Annotated in this window: 19 protein-coding genes, 1 tRNA gene and 1 other annotated feature; of the genes, 12 read left to right on the top strand and 8 right to left on the bottom strand. The window is 55.6% G+C overall.

The annotated features are described in order from the left end of the window. Window positions 1-29: 29 nt before the first annotated feature. Window positions 30-1,046, top strand: a complete 1,017-nt coding sequence (locus tag ATHL_RS01425) for a cytochrome D1 domain-containing protein (RefSeq protein ID WP_062189038.1) — start codon at window positions 30-32, stop codon at window positions 1,044-1,046. A 113-nt stretch (window positions 1,047-1,159) separates the two neighbouring features. Beyond that, complete coding sequence (locus ATHL_RS01420; RefSeq protein WP_062189036.1) at window positions 1,160-1,540, top strand: hypothetical protein; 381 nt, start codon at window positions 1,160-1,162, stop codon at window positions 1,538-1,540. 48 nt (window positions 1,541-1,588) lie between these two features. Here the strand turns inward: ATHL_RS01420 and ATHL_RS01415 are convergent, their stop codons facing one another. From ATHL_RS01415 to ATHL_RS01395, 5 genes are read right to left on the bottom strand one after another with little or no spacing between them, the layout of a single operon-like run. After that, the gene (locus tag ATHL_RS01415) at window positions 1,589-2,866 is read right to left on the bottom strand and encodes a DapH/DapD/GlmU-related protein (protein ID WP_062189034.1); all 1,278 of its coding nucleotides are present in this window, start codon (window positions 2,864-2,866) and stop codon (window positions 1,589-1,591) included. Window positions 2,867-2,887: 21 nt separating this feature from the next. After that, window positions 2,888-3,490 (bottom strand): hypothetical protein, encoded by a 603-nt coding sequence (locus ATHL_RS01410; RefSeq protein ID WP_062189032.1) that lies wholly within the window; start codon window positions 3,488-3,490, stop codon window positions 2,888-2,890. Further along, the gene (locus ATHL_RS01405; RefSeq protein WP_062189030.1) at window positions 3,487-4,284 is read right to left on the bottom strand and encodes an alpha/beta fold hydrolase; all 798 of its coding nucleotides are present in this window, start codon (window positions 4,282-4,284) and stop codon (window positions 3,487-3,489) included. Before ATHL_RS01405 ends, ATHL_RS01410 begins: the two co-directional genes overlap by 4 nt. A gap of 23 nt (window positions 4,285-4,307) precedes the next feature. Continuing rightward, window positions 4,308-4,847 (bottom strand): GTP-binding protein, encoded by a 540-nt coding sequence (locus ATHL_RS01400; RefSeq protein ID WP_062189028.1) that lies wholly within the window; start codon window positions 4,845-4,847, stop codon window positions 4,308-4,310. Window positions 4,848-4,871: 24 nt separating this feature from the next. Beyond that, window positions 4,872-5,699 carry a DUF4388 domain-containing protein gene (locus tag ATHL_RS01395; RefSeq protein WP_062189026.1) on the bottom strand — a complete coding sequence of 276 codons (828 nt, stop codon included), beginning with the start codon at window positions 5,697-5,699 and terminating at the stop codon, window positions 4,872-4,874. 119 nt (window positions 5,700-5,818) lie between these two features. On the opposite strand from ATHL_RS01395, the gene ATHL_RS01390 reads away from it, so the two are divergent. From ATHL_RS01390 to ATHL_RS01375, 4 genes are all read left to right on the top strand, one after another. Continuing rightward, window positions 5,819-6,178, top strand: a complete 360-nt coding sequence (locus tag ATHL_RS01390) for a YrdB family protein (protein WP_062189024.1) — start codon at window positions 5,819-5,821, stop codon at window positions 6,176-6,178. Between the two features lie 66 nt (window positions 6,179-6,244). Beyond that, window positions 6,245-7,519 (top strand): C39 family peptidase, encoded by a 1,275-nt coding sequence (locus ATHL_RS01385; protein ID WP_062189022.1) that lies wholly within the window; start codon window positions 6,245-6,247, stop codon window positions 7,517-7,519. Window positions 7,520-7,528: 9 nt separating this feature from the next. Continuing rightward, a complete protein-coding gene (locus tag ATHL_RS01380; RefSeq protein ID WP_062189020.1) occupies window positions 7,529-8,053 on the top strand; it encodes a type III secretion system chaperone family protein in 525 nt (174 codons plus the stop codon). A gap of 8 nt (window positions 8,054-8,061) precedes the next feature. After that, the gene (locus ATHL_RS01375; RefSeq protein WP_062189018.1) at window positions 8,062-8,742 is read left to right on the top strand and encodes an HAD family hydrolase; all 681 of its coding nucleotides are present in this window, start codon (window positions 8,062-8,064) and stop codon (window positions 8,740-8,742) included. 63 nt (window positions 8,743-8,805) lie between these two features. Here the strand turns inward: ATHL_RS01375 and ATHL_RS01370 are convergent, their stop codons facing one another. Then, window positions 8,806-10,179: a TrpB-like pyridoxal phosphate-dependent enzyme gene (locus ATHL_RS01370; protein ID WP_062189016.1), complete on the bottom strand. Its 1,374-nt coding sequence runs from the start codon at window positions 10,177-10,179 to the stop codon at window positions 8,806-8,808. 44 nt (window positions 10,180-10,223) lie between these two features. After that, window positions 10,224-10,519: a binding site (T-box leader), on the bottom strand. A gap of 397 nt (window positions 10,520-10,916) precedes the next feature. Here ATHL_RS01370 and ATHL_RS01365 point away from each other — a divergent pair. The 6 genes from ATHL_RS01365 to ATHL_RS01340 all read left to right on the top strand — a co-directional run bounded on the left by ATHL_RS01365 (window position 10,917) and on the right by ATHL_RS01340 (window position 14,784). Beyond that, window positions 10,917-10,990, top strand: a tRNA-Arg gene (locus ATHL_RS01365). A 636-nt stretch (window positions 10,991-11,626) separates the two neighbouring features. Then, window positions 11,627-12,451, top strand: a complete 825-nt coding sequence (locus ATHL_RS01360) for an alpha/beta fold hydrolase (protein ID WP_062189014.1) — start codon at window positions 11,627-11,629, stop codon at window positions 12,449-12,451. Then, complete coding sequence (locus ATHL_RS01355) at window positions 12,441-13,004, top strand: TetR/AcrR family transcriptional regulator (protein ID WP_062189012.1); 564 nt, start codon at window positions 12,441-12,443, stop codon at window positions 13,002-13,004. The genes ATHL_RS01360 and ATHL_RS01355 overlap by 11 nt, the downstream gene beginning before the upstream one ends. Before the next feature lie 131 nt (window positions 13,005-13,135). Then, on the top strand, window positions 13,136-13,732 hold the full coding sequence (gene lepB, locus ATHL_RS01350) for a signal peptidase I (protein WP_062189010.1): 597 nt from the start codon (window positions 13,136-13,138) through the stop codon (window positions 13,730-13,732). Between the two features lie 13 nt (window positions 13,733-13,745). After that, window positions 13,746-14,495 carry a deoxyribose-phosphate aldolase gene (deoC, locus tag ATHL_RS01345; protein WP_084001102.1) on the top strand — a complete coding sequence of 250 codons (750 nt, stop codon included), beginning with the start codon at window positions 13,746-13,748 and terminating at the stop codon, window positions 14,493-14,495. A gap of 4 nt (window positions 14,496-14,499) precedes the next feature. Continuing rightward, window positions 14,500-14,784, top strand: coding sequence for a YgiT-type zinc finger protein (locus ATHL_RS01340; RefSeq protein WP_062189007.1), 285 nt, complete (start codon window positions 14,500-14,502; stop codon window positions 14,782-14,784). A 49-nt stretch (window positions 14,785-14,833) separates the two neighbouring features. Here ATHL_RS01340 and ATHL_RS01335 read toward each other — a convergent pair whose 3' ends face one another. Both ATHL_RS01335 and ATHL_RS01330 read right to left on the bottom strand, forming a co-directional pair. Then, on the bottom strand, window positions 14,834-16,879 hold the full coding sequence (locus ATHL_RS01335; RefSeq protein WP_062189005.1) for a WD40 repeat domain-containing serine/threonine protein kinase: 2,046 nt from the start codon (window positions 16,877-16,879) through the stop codon (window positions 14,834-14,836). Between the two features lies 1 nt (window position 16,880). After that, a complete protein-coding gene (locus ATHL_RS01330; protein WP_062189003.1) occupies window positions 16,881-18,476 on the bottom strand; it encodes a proline--tRNA ligase in 1,596 nt (531 codons plus the stop codon). Between the last annotated feature and the right edge of the window lie 6 nt (window positions 18,477-18,482).

The following is an 18,482-nucleotide window of genomic DNA, read 5'->3' as shown; positions in this document are numbered from 1 at the left end:
ACGTCATCGGGCGAGACGGTAAACTGGCCATGATCGACCTGTGGACTGAGATTCCACAAAAAGTGGCCGAGGTTCAGGTGTGTTACGATGCCCGCTCGGTAGAAGTGAGTAAATACAATGGCCAGGAAGGTGATTTTACCGATAAATATGCCGTTGTCGGTTGTTACTGGCCCCCGCACTTCGTCATCCTCGATGGACAAACCCTGGAACCCTTCAAGGTGGTCAGCACCCGCAGTTACACCTTTGATACCGAGGAATATCACCCCGAACCACGCGTCGCCAGCATTGTTGCCTCTACATACAAGCCTGAATGGATTATCAATGTCAAAGAGACCGGCCTGATCTGGCTGGTGAATTATGCCGACCCCAACAACCCCACCATCAAAATGATCGAAGCCGCACGCTTCCTCCATGATGGCGGCTGGGATGCCTCGAAACGTTACTTCCTGGTGGCGGCTAACCAGTCCAATAAAATCGCCGTGGTAGACGCGCTGGAAGGCAAACTGGCCGCCCTGGTCGATACTCCTGCCGTACCCCATCCCGGGCGCGGCGCCAACTGGGTTGACCCTGAATTTGGCCCGGTGTGGAGCACCTCGCATCTCGGAGAAGGGGCCATCGTTTCCATCGGCACCGACCCCGAAGGCCATCCCGATTCGGCCTGGAAAGCCGTGCGGGTAACACCTCTCCCTGGCTCGGGCAGCCTGTTCATCAAGACCCACCCCAACAGCCCCTGGATCTGGGTGGACATGGCCCTCAATTCTGACCCGGCCCTTTCCCGCACCGTCTGTGTGATTGCCAAAAAAGACCCCTCTAAAGTATATCAATGCTGGGAAATTGCCACCTACGGCCGCGCTGTACACATGGAATACAATCGTCAGGGTACCGAGGTGTGGGTCAGTGTGTGGGGAGATGCCAGCAAACCCGGCGAAACAGGTGAAATCGTGGTTTATGATGATGCTACCCTTCAGGAAAAAACTCGCATTCTTAATCTGGTCACCCCCACCGGAAAGTTCAATGTCTACAATACTGTGAACGATATTTATTAATCTCCTCACCTTTCCAAAACTGGATAGCCCCTTCTCCTCAAGAGAAGGGGCTGCTTGTTTAGGGGGAATTCCTGATCCCACGAAAGTGCTACAATCATTTTCGGAGGTGACTCATGAAAGCGCGACCTGCCACAATCCCTTTAGGATTAACCCTGCTCGTAATGGATAGCCTGATCTGGCTGATTCTTGGCGTGCTCATCGCTACCGGGCTTCACCCTTCCCTGCCCGACCCGCTCTGGATCAGGGTTGCCATGGTTATCCTCTCGTGGATGGCCGCAGCAGCCTTGCTCGCGGCATACCTCGGTCTGACCAGGCACATGCGCCTGGCCTACCCCTGGGCAATCCTCTCCCTGGCCATTGCCTCTCTGACGATCATCTTCGATGACTTTGGGCTATCCGACCTGATCGTCCTTATTCTCCACCTCATGCCACTGGCCCTGCTGATTAAAGACCACGCCTGGTATGCACCCCGGCCTGAGACCGTGGCTCGCTGAAGGAACCCGCAGGCCCGGTGGCTTTCCTGGGATTGTTCCCTGGCAGGATTACCAGCTTTCAGAGGCTTCTTCGCCAGGGCGGGGATACAGGCGCTTGTGGAGGTTGGCCTGTTTCAGACGGTGATGATCGCTGTCTTCGTAGTAAATATCGCGGTCGATCACCCGGCGTTCCTTGCTGGCAAAGAGCACCACATCACTTTCGATGATCCTCGCAGGATAGACGATCATTCCTGACCCAATGCGGCAATTGTGCCCCACACAGCCGCCCAGTACCGGGCGGTTAGAGAGCCTCAATTGCCCCGCGCCATCCCGGGCCTTAATCGGAGCTGAAAGCAGGTTGAAATCTGTCCAGGTTGAGCCCGCCCCGATAAACGTGTTTCTCCCGATCACACACATCTGAAGGCAGGTGTTCTGGGCAATCAGGCAATTATCCATCACCGTCGTCATAAAAGTGGAAGCCCTGAAGGGCAGGAATGTACCATCGCCGATCACTGAGAGCATCAGCTGACATCCCTGCGAAATATTGACGTTATCGCCGATGATACAGTTTTCGATGACTGCATTGGCGCCGATAGTGACGTTATCGCCAATCGTGGTGGGGCCATGGATAATGGCATCCGGGTCAATGACACAGTTTCGACCAATTTGCACCACACCCGAACATTTAAGCACCTGGCGACCTTCGTAAAGTGCTTTCCCGAACAACTTAAGCTTGAAGAAAGGATCACGGTTCAGCCGTTCTTCAAAACGCGCCCCGCGCCCGAACAACCCGAAGACTTCGTCGGCGATGAAAATGTGCACCCAGGAATCAATGGCAATCAGACTGCGCAATGGCACCTGATAGACAAGGTCACCCTGCGAGGCGGCCATATACAGAGGAATATGATAATAACCAATTTCACGGGAGAGGAGATCGATCACCAGCGGCTCGGCGCCTGGTTCGGGGCCGCGTGGATAATACCACAGGTCAGCCAGATAAAGTTCACCGGCAGGAGTATAAGATAAAGAAAGAGGGAGAATGTGCTCACGAAAGGCCGGATCGGTGATCGAAAACGCCGCCCGCACCGGTCGGTTCGCTTTCTGGGCCGCTTCCAGAAAGGCCCGAATGTAGTCATCGTCAAAGAAGAGGTTATCCCGGTAGACAATACACGGTTCATGCACCTGAGGAAGTGGCGCCCCCGGGGGGAGTTCGATCTCCCGCGTGGTATACGGCGCGAGCACGTCGCGCTGAAGCAACCAGAGGGGTTTATTCTGCACGCGCAAATCACGCGCCGGTTCATTGAACGGCACAATGGGGCGTCTGGATTGCAGAATGATCTTCAACATCGCAGGTATCCGGAATGGGAACTATTCAACAGCTTTCTTTTCAATTTGAAATTCACAGCAATCGTCCTCCCTGCTCAGGCAGGTGTTTTCCCGAACGCGGAAGAACTTTCCACCGCCCGACCAGGTCATGAACTCCTGCAGCAGGCCGACCACCAGTGAACAACCCGGAGGGGTTGCCATCCCTTTACCTGCCGGGCAGGCTTCGACCCTCCAGTACCAGTAAAATTCATCCTCATGGGTAGTGATTTTCGCCTGGTAATACCGCGCGAGCAGGAAGGCCATCTTTTCTAACCCGAGGCGTACCCTCCGCTGAAAGGGAAGGAGGCGAAATTCCTGAGAGATCATTCCACTTTCTTCTCCCCAGCGGCGCAACCCGTAATGAAAAGCCGCCCGTCCGCTCCGCAGCGCCACACCCTGCCCGCTCAACAAACCGTATCTCTCGGTTAAGATCGCCTGGAGAGCCGCCGGATTAACCGGCGCCTGCCGGTTGGCCATCCCCAGCCTTCTCTGCAGATGAGCCAGGAGTTCCCCGGCATGTTCAGGCCCCACGATTTCTTTGATCCCCTCCATCAAAACGATTTCTATCTCGTTCATCAATCCAGCAGGTTGAGATTCGGGGTTCATTTCGCTTCTACAGGTTCATCCAGAAAGTCTTTCAGCTTCGTCATACAATCCTGAGGTTCATCCAGCATGATAAAATGCCCCGCGCGAGAAAAGCGCTCAATACGGGCATGAGGTACCCCTTGCAGAAGAGGTTGCCACTGCCGGGGATGCACAATATTATCACGATCTCCGTACATGCCCATCACTGGCACCCCGATCTTTCCCAGATTGGGTCGCAAATCGGTGCGGCGCAGAGTGGCAATACTCACCAGGAACGATTCCAGGGTGGTTCGCGAGAGGTCGCGATCCATCATGTCAGGGAAGCGCGGGTCGCGGCAAATGAAAGGAGAGGCCAGCCGCATCGCTGCCCGAAAGAGTGGAAAGAAGGTAAAAAGCAACCACGCAATCGGACGGTAACCGGCAAACTTGAGCGCCAGCGCCAGCGAAGACCCGGCAATGGGAGAACCGATGACCACCACCTTACTCGCCCGGTGAGGATATTGAATGGCCACAGACAGACTCACCGTTCCCCCCATGGAATGCCCGACCAGAGGGGCCTGCTGAATGCCAAGCTGCTCCATGAACTGGTCTACCAGGCTGATGAAATCCTGCACATTATATGTGTTTCGTTTGGTGCCAGACTCGCCAAAGCCCCAGAAATCCAGCGCATAGGTACGGTAAGATCGTCCCAGAAAAGTCATCGTCTCCTGCCACAGGCCCCACGAGCCAAGCCACCCGTGCAGGAGAATCACCGGCCGACCACGGCCAAAGACCTCGTAATGAAGAATTCCCTGATCCGTCGTGATGGAAGACAAAGTACCCCCTTCAGCGGGTGGCTTCAGGCATCGCCCGCTTCCATTTCGGCCAGAATGGAATACAACAATTCGAGTAAAACCGCTTTGACGCTTTCTTTTTTATGAGCCACACAGGGGAGTAATTTTACCTTGGGGTCAAGCCGTAATGCCAGCCGCATATCTTCCAGTTCCCAGGCGTCTTTCATATCCTGTTTGTTAGCCGCCACCACATAGGGGGTTGGCGCATAAGCCCGGAATGTTTGCAGGATACTGCGCGCCTCCCGGAAGGTTTCGGGGCGGGTGCTATCGACCATAACGATGAAACCCAGCATTCCTTCAGAGAGAATTTCCCACATAAAGTCAAACCGTTTCTGGCCCGGTGTGCCAAAGAGATACAGCACCAGGTCATCATCTACGGTAATCCGCCCAAAGTCCATGGCAACGGTGGTGGTTTCTTTGACCTTTTCCGCCTCCGAGGTGATCCGGCGTTCGGTGGCAACGACATCGATCTCACTGACAGACCGGATGAAGGCTGTTTTCCCGGCATTGAAAGGTCCTGTGACCACCATCTTGACAGTTTGCATCAAATCTTTCCCTCACAACTCTGGTTATAAGGATCGAATCCGGTTAATCAGGCGGTTGACCAGCGATTTTTGCTCGTTCTTATCGGCGGTCGGGAAGGGGCGCGCCTGGGGAACCTGGGGTCTGGGCGGCGGTGCTCCTTCAGGGCGGACAATCTCCACCAGCCCGGCCTGAATTAACCCGTAAACCACCCGGCGGATTTCCAGATCATTCATTTTGGTGGCACGGGCAATCTGACGGATGGTGTTTCGCGGATTAACGTAAGAGACCACCCGCCACTCTTCTACCGAAAGGCTGATGTTCCGCAGGTTTGTACCGGGCCGCTCGGTGAACTTGAGCGCCATATCGAGGCTGGGGATTTCTTCCTGAAGCTGTTCCCATTCGCGCAACTGGCGGGAACCTTCGATAATCAAATTTTCCAGGTCAACCCGCACAGTAATTTTGCCATCCCCGGGGAGAGTATCGGGCTCAAAGCGGAAGAACCCTTCCACCCAGGTGAAAAGCCGGCGGATAATATTAATAAAATAAGTCTGTAAGCTGGAGAGAATGTCGTCCTGGGTCAGGTAACCGGCGTTAATCAACAGCAGGCCCAGCTCTTTGTCACTCATCGTCGAAGCACGCTCTTTCAGCAGCCTGTACTGACTGGCAGAAATCCGGCGGGTCTGATGCAGAATAGCCGCCAGGCTGCCATCTTCCCCACCCAGCTGAGCGTAAGCCAGTTTGCCCTGGCGAAATGCAATCTGCGCTGTTTCACCGGGACCTTCAATGACCAGTGTGCCCGTCTTTTGTGCCAGGTTAATCAGGTTAAGCAATTGAGTGATGGAAAAATCGCGCAGGTTGCCTTTTAATGCCATGCGGCCTCGGTAAAAATTGAAAAGGGCTTGCGAAAAATTATATCAAGGATTTATCGAAGCACCCATTACGTTTACCTTACAAAATTGCGTATAGCGCAGTTTCAGGGTATGATAGGCGTATGGCAAATCATCCGCTTAACCTGGCATTGCGTTTTATCCTGGAACTGGGCGCGCTGGGCGCTATGGGGTTCTGGGGGTGGACCCAGCACACAGGTCTGGAGCGCTGGCTGTGGACGATCATCCTCCCTCTGCTGGCCGCTCTTCTCTGGGGAACCGTCCGTGTTCCGGGCGACCCCGGGTATGCCCCAATCGCCGTGCACGGCATCGTTCGTCTCTTGTTAGAAATAGGCTTCTTTGGTGGAGCTGTCTGGCTGCTCTTTGCGGCCAGACAGAGTGGATGGGCCATCGCCTTCCTTGTGGTCATAATCCTCCACTATGCACTTTCTTATGATCGCATTTTATGGATGCTTAGGCAGTAGGCCATCCTGGCAGGGGGAACTTTCCTTTAGGAAGGATGGGCGGTTTAATCTGGTAAAATTCGCCCTATGTTTAAACAAAAAATACCCAAAATCGGATGGGCCATACTGGCCCTTTCCGGCCTGATCCTACTGGTATGGCTTCTCAACCTCAACCCTCAATTTCATGAGCGATTTGCCTGGCGGGTGATGGTGGTAAAAACCTATTTGCGTGGAGTGATCGATCCGGTCAAACCCCTGCCCACCCCGCGCGTGGTGCAGGCCGCCGTAGACCCAACCACCACCCCAACCTCAACGGTCGGGGCAACGGCCACCCCAACCCCCGAGGGAACCACCTCGCCCGCTCCGCCGACCCTCACACCCACCATCACTCCCACACCCACTTCCCTGCCTCCCACAGTGGAGCTACCCGCTCCGGCTTACGATCAACAGGATATCAACAACTGTGGGCCTGCCACCCTGAGTATGTATCTGCGCTTTTATGGCTGGGACGGCAGCCAGAAAGACATTGCCGAAATGATCAAGCCCATGCGTGAAGATCGCAATGTCAATGTAGAGGAACTGGATCACTTCGTGCGCAACCGCGTAGGCTGGCTGCGCACCGAATACCGTGTGGGCGGCAGCACCGATTTACTGCGCCGTTTCATCGCCGCGGGCATTCCCGTCATGATCGAAGAAACCTTCATGATGGCCGAAAGCTACTGGCCCAACGACGACCGCTGGGCTGGCCATTACCTGCTGGTCACCGGTTACGACGACACCCTGAAGCTGTTTACCGCGCAGGATTCTTTTGTGGGCCCGGATATTCGAGTATCGTATGCAGACCTGGATCATAACTGGCAATCGTTTAATCGCGTGTTCATCCTGGTGTTCCGCCCCGAACAGGAAGACACCGTTCGATCGATCCTTGGCGAGGAATGGGACCGCGATATTAACCGTCAACGCGCCCTGGAACGCGCCAGGCGTGAAACCGAAACTGACCCGCGCAATGCCTTTGCCTGGTTTAACCTGGGCACCAATTTGATCTATTTCGACCGCGCGAACGAAGCCGCCCTTGCCTACGATCAGGCCAGAAAAATCGGCCTGCCTCAGCGGATGTTGCGTTATCAGTTCGGGCCGTTCCTGGCATATTTCCATTCCCTGCGCACCGACGACCTGCTTACCCTTACCGAGTATGCCCTCAAAATCACCCCTAACTCCGAAGAAGCCATGCTCTGGCGTGGTTGGGGGCTTTATCGGCAGGGTAAAAAAGATGAAGCCGTAGAAATGTTCTGGAAAGCTCTGGGTGCCAACCCTACCTACCAGGACGCAAAGTATGCCCTTGAATATGTCAGCTCCCATTAATGAGGCAGTATGACCCCTGAAGATGAACCTCTGTCTGAATCGTCTTCTCACCATCCCAACAGCCTGAGAGCCTTCGATGTCCTCGGGCGCTTCCTTGAGGAGGATGGCTGGTACCCCCGCCGGGTGGGAGGAAAATATTCCTATTCCATGACCTACAACGGGCGTCATGGCGACCTGCGGTGTTATGCAATCATCCGGGTAGACGTAGAAGAATTCCTGTTTTATGCCATCGCTCCGGTAAAAATTCCGGAAGAGGTACGCCCCGCTGTGGCTGAATACCTCACCCGCGCCAATTACGGCCTGCGGATCGGGAACTTCGAGCTGGATTATGCCGATGGTGAAGTGCGCTACAAGAGCAGCCTTGGCTTTGCCGGACAGGAATTGACCGTAGACCTGATCTCCAACGCCATTTATCCCGCCGTGCATACCATGGACCGTTATCTTCCCGGCTTGCTGCGCGTGAGTTATGGCGGTGCCACCCCCTTCGAGGCCATCGAAGAAGTTGAAGGGGGCATGCAGGACAAAGAAGCGTAAATAAGACTATGGGAATTGACCGGCAACGCGTTTGCGGGATTTGCTTTGATGTAGACGGCACCCTGAGTGATACAGATGACCTGTGGGTGGCGCGTCTTTCTGGCTGGCTTAAACCCGTGAGCTGGATCTTCCCCCAACGAAATCCGTCGCGGTTTGCGCGCTGGGCCATCATGGCGGCAGAAAGCCCGGGCAACCTGGTTTATTCCCTGTTTGACCGATTCGGATTGGATGATGAAATAGGCCGCCTTTTCCACTGGCTGAACAGGCAGCGCGGGGTCCTTCGCTCACAGCGATTTTTACTCATCCCCGGGGTACAAGAAGCCCTTCACAGGTTGCACAAGCATTTTCCACTGGCGGTGGTGAGCGCCCGTGATCACGCAGGTACACTGGCTTTCTTGCAACACTTTGAGCTGGAACCCTTTTTCCGTTGCGTAGCCACCTCTCAGACCTGTGAATTTACCAAACCTTTTCCGCATCCGATCCGCTGGGCCGCCGCTCAAATGGGGGTAAAACCTGAAGAATTATTAATGGTTGGCGACACCGTGGTGGATATTCGTGCCGGTAAGGCTGCTGGCGCTCAGACCGTGGGGGTGCTGTGCGGTTTTGGGCAGGAAGAAGAATTACGCCGGGCCGGAGCAGACCTTATCCTCCCCCATACAGCGCAACTGGCTGACGTGCTCCTGGATTAACCTGGCGGGTGGTCTCCGAAGGGCTTTTTTCCATCAGAGACCACCCGCGATTCTGACTATCCTCTACGCAAAAGCCTTGACTTCAGGCAGCCGTTCCTTGATGGATGCAATGGCTTCCTCGGGGAAGTCGTAATCCTCCAGCTCGCCCGCCAGATACTTATGATAGGCGCTCAAATCGAAGTGCCCGTGGCCGGAAAGGTTGAACAGAATAACTTTCTTCTCCCCGGTTTCTTTACACTTCAACGCCTCATCGATCGCCGTGCGAATGGCATGCGCCGATTCAGGGGCAGGTAAAATGCCCTCCGATTGAGCAAATTGAATCGCCGCCTCAAACGTCCCAAGCTGCCCGACGGCGACCGCTTCGATATACCCGGCATCATAGAGGGCACACAAAGCTGGAGCCATGCCATGATAGCGCAGTCCTCCGGCGTGAATCGAAGGCGGGATGAAATCATGCCCCAGGGTGTACATCTTTACAATAGGGGCCATCTGGGCGGTGTCGCCATAGTCAAAGGCGTAAACCCCCCGCGTCAGCGATGGAGCTGCCTTGGGTTCCACCGCGATCAGGCGCGTGCGATGCCCATGCTTCAGGTTTTCTCGCAGGAAGGGGAAGGCAATACCGGCAAAGTTTGAACCGCCCCCCACACAACCAATGACCATGTCCGGGTATTCCCCGGCCAGGTCCATCTGTTTGATGGCTTCTTCACCGATCACCGTCTGATGGAGTAAAACATGGTTGAGCACGGAGCCAAGGGAATATTTCTTGGCACCATTGGAAGTGGCAGCCACCTCCACGGCTTCTGAGATGGCGATGCCGAGTGAACCGGGGCTTTCGGGGTCCTGCGCCAGGATATTCCGTCCGGCCTGAGTACGGTGGGTTGGGCTGGCATACACATGAGCACCGAAGGTTTCCATCAGGTAGCGCCGATAGGGCTTCTGATTGTAAGACACCTTGACCATGTAAACTTCCAGATCGATGCCAAAGAATTTACAGGCCATAGAAAGCGCCGACCCCCATTGCCCGGCGCCGGTCTCAGTGGTCATGGCTTTGGTGCCGGCCACCTTATTGTAGAAAGCCTGGGCAAGAGCGGTGTTCGATTTATGGCTGCCGGAAGGGGATACTCCTTCGTATTTATAGTAGATGTGAGCCGGTGTGCCCAGCGCTTTCTCAAGGCGCAGGGCGCGGATGAGGGGCGTTGGGCGGTAAAGTTTATACGCCTCGTAGACGGGTTCAGGAATTTCGATGTAACGCTCGGTGCTGATCTCCTGTAAGATGATCTCCATCGGGAAGATCGCCGAAAGAAAATCGGGGGTCACCGGTTCCTTGGTACCCGGATGTAAAACCGGCGTAGGCGGTACGGGGCTATCAGCAGCGATGTTGTACCAGAAGCGCGGAATATCGTTCTCGGTTAATATAAAACGCGTTTGCTCAGACATGGGATTCCTCCTTTGGTTTATTAAAAAACAAAAACGTTCGTTCCCTTTGGGACGAACGTTTAATGTCCGTGGTGCCACCCAACTTAGGCTGCGGTTAACCAAAAAACCTGTTGTGATGCACAACAGGGAAAAAGCCAGCCTCACTCGTTTACGGGTACAGCCATTTCTGCGATACCCTTTGCCCTGATAACGGTGGCATTTCCGGCGCGGGCTACTTGGAAAACCGTTCACCCTGCAACTCAGAGGTCCATTCGGCGCTACTGTGCGTGCAGGTTTTCACCCAACCCCTGCTCTCTGTGACGCCCTGGTGGCGCGTACTCGTCCTCGTCATGGTCTTTCAAATATGTATTTTGTGTGATTATAAGGGTTTCCAGAAGGTTGTCAAGCCCTTTTTTAATCCATTTCGCCTTTCATTGTAGACCTGGCTCCCTGGCCCACGACCGATTTCATCACGATTATCCGCACCTGTTTCACCCCCGGCAAACAACTGCTCAACGCCGGATTAATGCCATGGGATTGCTATAAAAATGCTACCGATGAGGATCTGACCGTCATGTTCTTGGACTTTAAGTCGTCGCCAGCCCTGCCCTCACAGGGACAATAAATTCCAGATCATAGGCCAGAGCCTCCACCCGGAAAATGTGGAGGCTTTGGCCATACCGATTAAAGAGGGCTCAAGTTCCCTCTCATTTCGTCCCTTGACGTTTTGTTTGAACGCGGTATAATTTCAAGCGCCTGCCCTCGTAGCTCAATTGGATAGAGCGTTTGCTTGCGGAGCAAAAGGCTGCAGATTCGAGTTCTGCCGGGGGCACTTTTGATTCCAGTGCCACCAGAGGCCGCAGACCCCATCGAGGGGTGATATTCGACCTCTGCCGGGGGCACTTTTGATTCCAGTGCCACCAGAGGCCGCAGACCCCATCGAGGGGTGATATTCGACCTCTACCAGGGGCACTTTTGATTCCAGTGCCACTAGAAGGCCGCAGACCCCATCGAGGGGTGATATTCGACCTCTGCCAGGGTCACTTTTGATTCCAGTGCCACCAGAGGCCGCAGACCCCATCGAGGGGTGATATTCGACCTCTACCAGGGGCACTTTTGATTCCAGTGCCACTAGAGGCCGCAGACCCCATCGAGGGGTGATATTCGACCTCCGCCAGGGACACTTTTGATTCCAGTGTCTCCAGAGGCCTGGCCGGAACGGAACCCAAAGCGTCAATCCCTCTACTAAATCAGATCAACATTCTTATCGTCGATGGATAGACTGAAAAGTATCTGAACCGCACCTAAAATATCAAAATTTTCGCTCTCTGAGGCTCTATCCGGTAATCTTCCATACACCTCTCCCGAAGTCCCCTTTCATGAGTGATTTTATCTAAATTGAATATTGACAAAGCTAATCTTATTAGTTATATTACTAACATATTTAGCTTACGAGGAGATCACTTTCATGCCTACCCGGTTCATTCACACTTCCGGCGGGAACATTGCTTATGACGACCAGGGCGAAGGCCCGCTGGTCGTGTGCGTACCTTCCATGGGAGATCTGCGCAGTGAATATCGGTTTTTGCTCCCTTTGCTCACATCCGCCGGTTTTCGGGCGGTGAGTATGGATGTTCGCGGACATGGGGAAACCAGCACCAGCTGGCCAGACTATTCTGTCGCCGCCATCGGTCAGGACATCCTCGCATTAATCGAATCGCTGAAAGCAGGGCCTGCAACGCTGATTGGCACTTCCATGGCCGCTGGAGCTTCCATCTGGGCCTCTGTGGAAGCCCCCGATCAGATCTCAGGCATGGTTCTCATTGGCCCGTTTGTTCATGGCAAGGGAGATCCGTGGCTGAAATTCCTGTTCTCGCTCGCTTTCGCCCGCCCATGGGGGCCCTCTCTCTGGACCAAATACTACGCCAGGCTCTACCCCACACGCCCACCCCACGATCTTCCAGAATACATTGCCACCTTAAGAGATAATCTACGCCAGCCGGGGCGCATGGAAGCCCTGCAGAAAATGATGGCCGCCGATAAAACTGCATCTGGTGAACGGCTTAATAAGACCCGTGTTCCGGCTTTCATCTTGATGGGAAGTTTAGACCCGGATTTCAAAGACCCCGAAGGGCAGGCCCGCTGGGTGGCCGAACAGGTTCGCGGAAGTTATCAAATGGTGAACGGCGCAGGTCACTATCCGCACGCCGAGATGCCCCGGGAAACCTTTGAAAGAATCCTGCCTTTCCTGCAACAGCTGGAAAACCAGCCTGTGGAGACGCATGCCTCGTAAAACAGGCCTCAACCGGGAGACAATCGTCGAAGCGGCGGTCGAATTGGTGAATAGAGAAGGGGTTGGCGCCCTCACGCTTCATCGCCTTGCCGCGCATGTGGGGGTGCGCCCGCCTTCTCTTTACAACCATATTCATGGTATGCCCGGTTTGTTACGCGAACTGGCTCTTTTCAATGCCCGTCAATTAGCCGAACAAATGGGAAGGGCCGTAATTGGGCAGTCGGGCGCACCGGCGCTAGAAAAGCTGGCAAACGTCTACCGGGCATATATTAAAGCCAACCCCGGTTTATACTGGATCAGTCTGAGTGCACCTCAGCCTGAGGATGACATCGAATTAATAGAGGCGCAACAGGACATCATTCAAATTGCCCTGCTTGTGATCGAATCTCTGGGGTACCAGGGTGAACAGGCACTTCACATTGTGAGGGGCCTTCAAAGCCTGGTGCACGGATTTACCACCCTTGAGAACCTGGGAGGGTTCGGGCTGGAGCTCGATTGTGAGGTGAGTTTTCAGTATATCGTGAGCACTTTTATTCGCGGAATTTCCCATTGAACGCTTCTTTCCTGCCCTTGCCCAGACTATCAAGGCGATTTATAATCAAAATCAGAGAGTTCTATCCTTACCTATCAATGATCTCATTATCCGGTATGGATGGATTTAGTGGTGATTTCTGGAGGTAAAAATTGGAGTCGTTTCGCTCCGAACCCCTGCCCAACGAGGAGCCAACCCGCCCCGCGCCGCGCAGAAACCCGGTGATCAGTTTCCTTTTGGAAACCATTCAGACTATTCTCATGGCGCTGGTGCTTTATTTTTTGATTGACCTCGTGCTTGGGAGGGTGCGCGTTGAAAATATCAGCATGGAACCCACCGTCAGGCCAGGGCAATTCATCCTGGTCAATAAACTGGCATACCGCCTGGGTGAATTTAAACGGGGAGATGTGATCATCTTCCACTATCCGCGTGATCCTCACGAAGATTACATCAAGCGCGTGGTCGGACTGCCCGGCGAAACCGTCACCATCAGGGATGGCCGCGTGTACATCAATGGACAACCTCTCGACGAACCGTACATCTCCGCACCACCTCAGTACACTGGAGAATGGGTGGTGCCGGAAGACCAGGTTTTTGTTTTAGGCGATAACCGCAATCAATCTTCCGATTCGCACAGCTGGGGGTTTGTCCCCCGTAACCTCGTCGTTGGTCGGGCTCTGGTCGTATACTGGCCCCTCAACGACATCAAAATTCTGAACCAGACACCGGTGGTCAATGCCGCAAACTGAATTTTCCCCTCGCATGGATTTGCAACAGGTGCGTGCCCTGCTCGAAGAATACACGCATCAGCTCCCTCCGTTGGTTTTACCCGAAGGTCACCCCGGTGACCGCCCCATTGCCTCCTGGATCGATCACACCTTGCTCAAACCAGAGGCTTTACCCGAGCAAATTATTCAACTGAGCCGCGAAGCGCTTCAGTTCCAGTTTGCTGCGGTTTGCGTTAATCCGCTTTACGTCACCCTGGTGGCCCGCCTGCTGGCAGAAAGCCCCGTGCGCACCTGCTGTGTGGTTGGCTTTCCTCTGGGTGCTACCCCCACCCGTGTTAAAGTCTTTGAAACCCGGGTCTGTCTGGAGGAAGGCGCTCAGGAAATTGACATGGTCATCCCCATCGGCCTGTTGCGCGCCGGGGAATATGCTGCCGTGCTGGAAGATATTCAGGCTGTGACCGAGGCAACCCACAGCCAGGGCGGGCAGATCAAGGTCATCCTCGAAATGGCTCTGCTCAATCAGCAGGAGAAAATCGCCGGATGCCTGCTCGCTAAGGCCGCCGGGGCTGATTTTGTTAAAACATCCACCGGCTTTGGGCCGGGAGGAGCGACCACCGCAGATGTGGAGTTAATGCGGCGGGTCGTGGGGCCTGCAATGGGAGTCAAAGCCGCCGGGGGGGTTCGTACCCTGGCTGACGCGCGCGCCATGTTGCTCGCCGGAGCCACACGCCTTGGAAGCAGTGCAGGAGTCAAAATTGTTCAGGAAGCGGGTTTGGAGAGGTAACTTCATGAATCAATCAGAGAACCAGACCTTCTCCTGTGGAGAATGTCAGGCCGGGCACTTACGGCGGGCTTACGTCACCTATTTCACCTGGCTGGGAGACGAATTAATCACCGTGCCCGACTTTCCGGCCTGGGTTTGCGATGTGTGCGGGCGGCGTGAGTACGACCCTCACGCTCTCAGCCAGCTCAATCTGCTTCTCAACCCCAACGCCGGGCGGCCCAGGCAGCGCAACCGGAAGTTCACCCCCACGGCGCCCAGCAAAAAAGGCTCCCGCCCCAGCCGTCCGTAAACCACCAGCATCACACAGGTGACCGGTCTGTAAAACCAGACCGGTTTTTTTATGGCACCGGGCACCAGGCTGCATCCTGATCGCGCCCCGGTGACTGACTCAGGTTTCTCTGGAATTGGCCGTTAGCCCGCATGATGAAAACTTCCGCGTCTCCATCCACCACACGGTTGAAGGCCAGCCACTGTGCATCGACTGACCAGGCCGGCGCGCTATCTCTGGGGCCATCGCTCAACCGCACCACTTCCATTTCAGGGTTGCGCAGGGGATACCGTGCCATAAAAATACGCCGGGTGCTCCCCTCTTCCCGCGTGTATGCCACCCAGTTTCCATCTGGAGACCAGGTTGGCTGCGCCACCTGCCCCAAACTTCCCGCCAGGCTCGAAAAATCAAACCGTTGCGGTGTGACATAATAAGGTCTGGATTCAACTGCCGGGTCTGACTCCCCGCGCAGGTTGAGAATCTGCCGCCCCGAAACATTCATCACAAAGGCGAGCATGCGCATATCGGGTGACCAGGTCGCCCCGAATTCTTCCTGATCATAGCTCAACCGGGTCTGCCCGCTCCCATCCACATTCATCAGATAGAGCTGTCTCACCCCATCCTCACGGCCATTGTTGGTAAATGCAATCAGGCGTCCATCGGGTGAAAAGGCCGGTTCGGTATCATCTCCCTTACGGCGGGTAAGGTTTAGGGGTGGAAGGCTGCCATCTGCCGGTATCGCCCACACATCCAGACCAGTATCGCCCTCCGCCGGAGCCACAAAGAGAATCCATCTGCCGTCCGGTGACCAGCGGAGCTGAGTCTTATCTCCGGGTGAATGCGTCACCTGCTGGAAATCTGACACCTCCAACATGCCCTCGTCGGTGAGCATCACCCTCGCGGTCCAGATCTGTAAAGTTACCCCATCTCCACGATCGCTGGCAAAGGCGATCCGCCCTGTTCCTCCCACCGGTAACAGAACGGGCGTGGGAGTTACCGGGGTGAAGGTGGGTAACACGGGAGTTTCGGTAGCTTCATGAGAAAGGTCAGCCGCCCCCAAAACCACCCTCGTAGCAGTTGCTTCAGGTGGATGGGTCGAAGTTGGCTCAGCGGATGGGGAAACCGTCGGCGTAGCAGGCATCTGACTCATACGCCCCACCCCCTGCCAGAAAATACCCCCGAAGAGCATCAGAAACATCACACCACTGAGGGCCGCCCCGGCCAGCCACCATCGCCTGCGTTTGGGAATATTTCTCCCCTTCACAGGGTGAGCCGCCCTCTCTGGTATAACCGATGGCACCGGCACCGTCGGTTGAGCCAGAGGATCCTCCAGGGCATGGAGCAGGCTCTCTACATCCGGGAAACGATCTTCCGGGCGCACCGCCAGTCCTCTTTCAATAGCCGCACAAATCCCGGCAGGAACCTCCGGTGCCAGTTGAGACAGCGGTGTCAGCGTCGCCTCTCCCAGGGCTCGCTGAACGGCATCGGCTGGCTTTTGCCCGGCGAGCAGGGCATACAGGGTGGCTGCCAGTGCGTATTGATCCGATTTGGGGCCGGTGCGCATGGCTCCATATTGCTCAGGGGGAGCGTAGCCGGGGGTATAACTGCGCGCGGCAGTCTCAGTGACCTGGTCTCCCATCACCGTCTTGGCAATGCCAAAATCCACCAGAACGGCCTCTCCCTCTACCGAAAGGCGGATATTCCCCGGTTTGATATCCCGGTGAATCACGGGCGGGTTCTGGCTATGCAAATACTTCACCGCGCCACCAATCTGCCGGGCCCATTCCAGCACGCGTTCCACACTCTGGCGGCCCTCCTTCTTGATCAGGGTCTCCAGATCCTGCCCTGGAATATAATCCATCACCAGATAGGGGACATTATCCAGCACGAAATAATCGATTACTCTGGGCAAATTGGGATGGCGCAACCCGGCCAGCAAATGCGCTTCACGGAGAAACTGACGTTCCACTTCGGGGAGCGGGCGTAAACTGGCCTTGATGGCCACGTCTATATTCAAGGACGTATCAAACGCCAGATAAACCGTCCCCATCCCCCCCTCACCGAGTTTATTTCGAATGCGATAACGATTATTGAGCATCGCCCCCTGTTCAAGCATTTCAAATCCTCTCTTGCAATAACCCGGGAACTTCCTCCAGCCGGAGAATCCATCTCTCGGGGCGTGCACGCCATTTTACCTCCACCCCGCCCTGCTGGATCGCCCTTTCGCTAACAGTCACGCGCAGTGGCAGACCAATCAGATCCGCATCGTTGAACTTCACCCCCGGACTTTCAGGCCGGTCGTCCACCAGCGCCTCCATCCCCATGCCGGCCAGGGTCTGCTCCAGAGCCCGCGCCATGGCAGCAACCTCTGGCTTCTTTGAATCTAAAACCACCACCTGAACCCTGAAAGGCGCCGCCGCTTCTGGCAGAATCAGGCCATTTCCGTCATGATGTTCTTCGGCCAGGCACCCCAGGGTGCGCGTCAGGTAAAAACGGTGCATCTTTACCCGGGGGGGCATGCTCTTCCCACTTTCGTTCAAGAAGCGCACCCCCTGTTCGGCAGCAAATTCTTGAGAATAGCCCCGCGATTCCGCCAGCGAAAACCCCTTTTGAGCCCGTAATGAGCCGCCGCAACGCGGACAGGCATCTCCTTCCGTGGCAAGGGCAATCTCTGCGACAAGGTCAGCGGTGTAATCACGCCCAAAACAAACGTTGCGTAAATGGTATCCTTCCTCGTTGGCTCCCGCCGTCAAATTGGGCGACTGGGTCACCTCCACGTCCACCACTACCAGTGCCCCGTTCAATCCCACCGGTGAAGCATACCCTGGCACAGCTCCTACCGCACGAATTTCATCTTCTGTGGCCGGGCGCACCCGATCACTACCCAGTACACGCCGCAATGCCATCTCGTTAACCTCTCGATCACCGCGCACCACGGCGAAAACCAGCTTCGACTCGTTCAGGGTCAGGAAAACCGCTTTGGCCGTGCGCGATTCGGGAATCCCCAGAAACGCCGCCAGTGCCGCAATCGACTTGCATCCCGGCGTAGCCACCCGCTCCAGGGGGGCAGGGGCTTCCTCTGCCGCCTGAGGCCGCCTGAACTGCGCCGCCGCCGGGGTTGCAGAATAACCGCAACCGTCACAGGAAAGCCACTCCTCATCCCCTGCCGGGTGGGGATAAAACCAGCTCCGCCCGATCATTTCGCGGGCCGAGCTCAGGTCTTCAGCCGATTTCACAGGCAGTCTGCAGGAAGCAAAGAAACGCTCCAGCACTTCTTCCACTCCCTCTTTTCCTTCTCCGGTAAGAGGGTTCTGAGAACCGGTGAGACTGAAAACCTCTACCCCCCACGCCGCGCGCCCACCCAGTAAACCACAGGCATGGCCCACGCCCGGTAAATCCTGCCATCCCGAACGGTAAAGGAACTCAGGAAGCTGTCGGTATGAGCGCAAATGGGAACGCGCCAGCTCAAAAAACAACCAAAAACCGGAATTCTCGGCCGGTAGCCCCAGTTCCATCGCCCCCAGCCCCATCAGCCCCTGGCGAATTTGCCCCTCAAGGCTTCGCAGAGCCAGCTCTCCCAGCGGTAGCAGCGCCACCAGGCCACCCTCCAGTGGCTGAATATACCCCGCTCGTGCCAGCCACTGCTGCCCCACGATTGAGAGATCAGCGGGAACTTCACGGCGAGTCTGGGAAAACAAACGCAAAAACTGCATAAGCCA

The organism is Anaerolinea thermolimosa (genome assembly GCF_001050195.2).
Taxonomy (GTDB): Bacteria; Chloroflexota; Anaerolineae; order Anaerolineales; family Anaerolineaceae; genus Anaerolinea; species Anaerolinea thermolimosa.
Note: the sequence above shows the minus strand (reverse complement) of the source record. Positions and strands in the feature narration are given on the sequence as shown.

Excerpts from the sequence above, each read along its gene's own strand:
- ATHL_RS01410 (WP_062189032.1), bottom strand. The coding sequence starts at position 3,490 with ATGAACCCCGAATCTCAACCTGCTGGATTGATGAACGAGATAGAAATC.
- ATHL_RS01420 (WP_062189036.1), top strand. The coding sequence starts at position 1,160 with ATGAAAGCGCGACCTGCCACAATCCCTTTAGGATTAACCCTGCTCGTA.
- ATHL_RS01370 (WP_062189016.1), bottom strand. The coding sequence starts at position 10,179 with ATGTCTGAGCAAACGCGTTTTATATTAACCGAGAACGATATTCCGCGC.
- ATHL_RS01375 (WP_062189018.1), top strand. The coding sequence starts at position 8,062 with ATGGGAATTGACCGGCAACGCGTTTGCGGGATTTGCTTTGATGTAGAC.
- ATHL_RS01340 (WP_062189007.1), top strand. The coding sequence starts at position 14,500 with ATGAATCAATCAGAGAACCAGACCTTCTCCTGTGGAGAATGTCAGGCC.
- ATHL_RS01335 (WP_062189005.1), bottom strand. The coding sequence starts at position 16,879 with ATGCTTGAACAGGGGGCGATGCTCAATAATCGTTATCGCATTCGAAAT.
- ATHL_RS01395 (WP_062189026.1), bottom strand. The coding sequence starts at position 5,699 with ATGGCATTAAAAGGCAACCTGCGCGATTTTTCCATCACTCAATTGCTT.
- ATHL_RS01415 (WP_062189034.1), bottom strand. The coding sequence starts at position 2,866 with ATGTTGAAGATCATTCTGCAATCCAGACGCCCCATTGTGCCGTTCAAT.
- ATHL_RS01390 (WP_062189024.1), top strand. The coding sequence starts at position 5,819 with ATGGCAAATCATCCGCTTAACCTGGCATTGCGTTTTATCCTGGAACTG.
- ATHL_RS01330 (WP_062189003.1), bottom strand. The coding sequence starts at position 18,476 with ATGCAGTTTTTGCGTTTGTTTTCCCAGACTCGCCGTGAAGTTCCCGCT.
- deoC (WP_084001102.1), top strand. The coding sequence starts at position 13,746 with ATGGATTTGCAACAGGTGCGTGCCCTGCTCGAAGAATACACGCATCAG.
- ATHL_RS01380 (WP_062189020.1), top strand. The coding sequence starts at position 7,529 with ATGACCCCTGAAGATGAACCTCTGTCTGAATCGTCTTCTCACCATCCC.
- ATHL_RS01385 (WP_062189022.1), top strand. The coding sequence starts at position 6,245 with ATGTTTAAACAAAAAATACCCAAAATCGGATGGGCCATACTGGCCCTT.
- ATHL_RS01355 (WP_062189012.1), top strand. The coding sequence starts at position 12,441 with ATGCCTCGTAAAACAGGCCTCAACCGGGAGACAATCGTCGAAGCGGCG.
- ATHL_RS01360 (WP_062189014.1), top strand. The coding sequence starts at position 11,627 with ATGCCTACCCGGTTCATTCACACTTCCGGCGGGAACATTGCTTATGAC.
- ATHL_RS01400 (WP_062189028.1), bottom strand. The coding sequence starts at position 4,847 with ATGCAAACTGTCAAGATGGTGGTCACAGGACCTTTCAATGCCGGGAAA.
- ATHL_RS01425 (WP_062189038.1), top strand. The coding sequence starts at position 30 with ATGATCGACCTGTGGACTGAGATTCCACAAAAAGTGGCCGAGGTTCAG.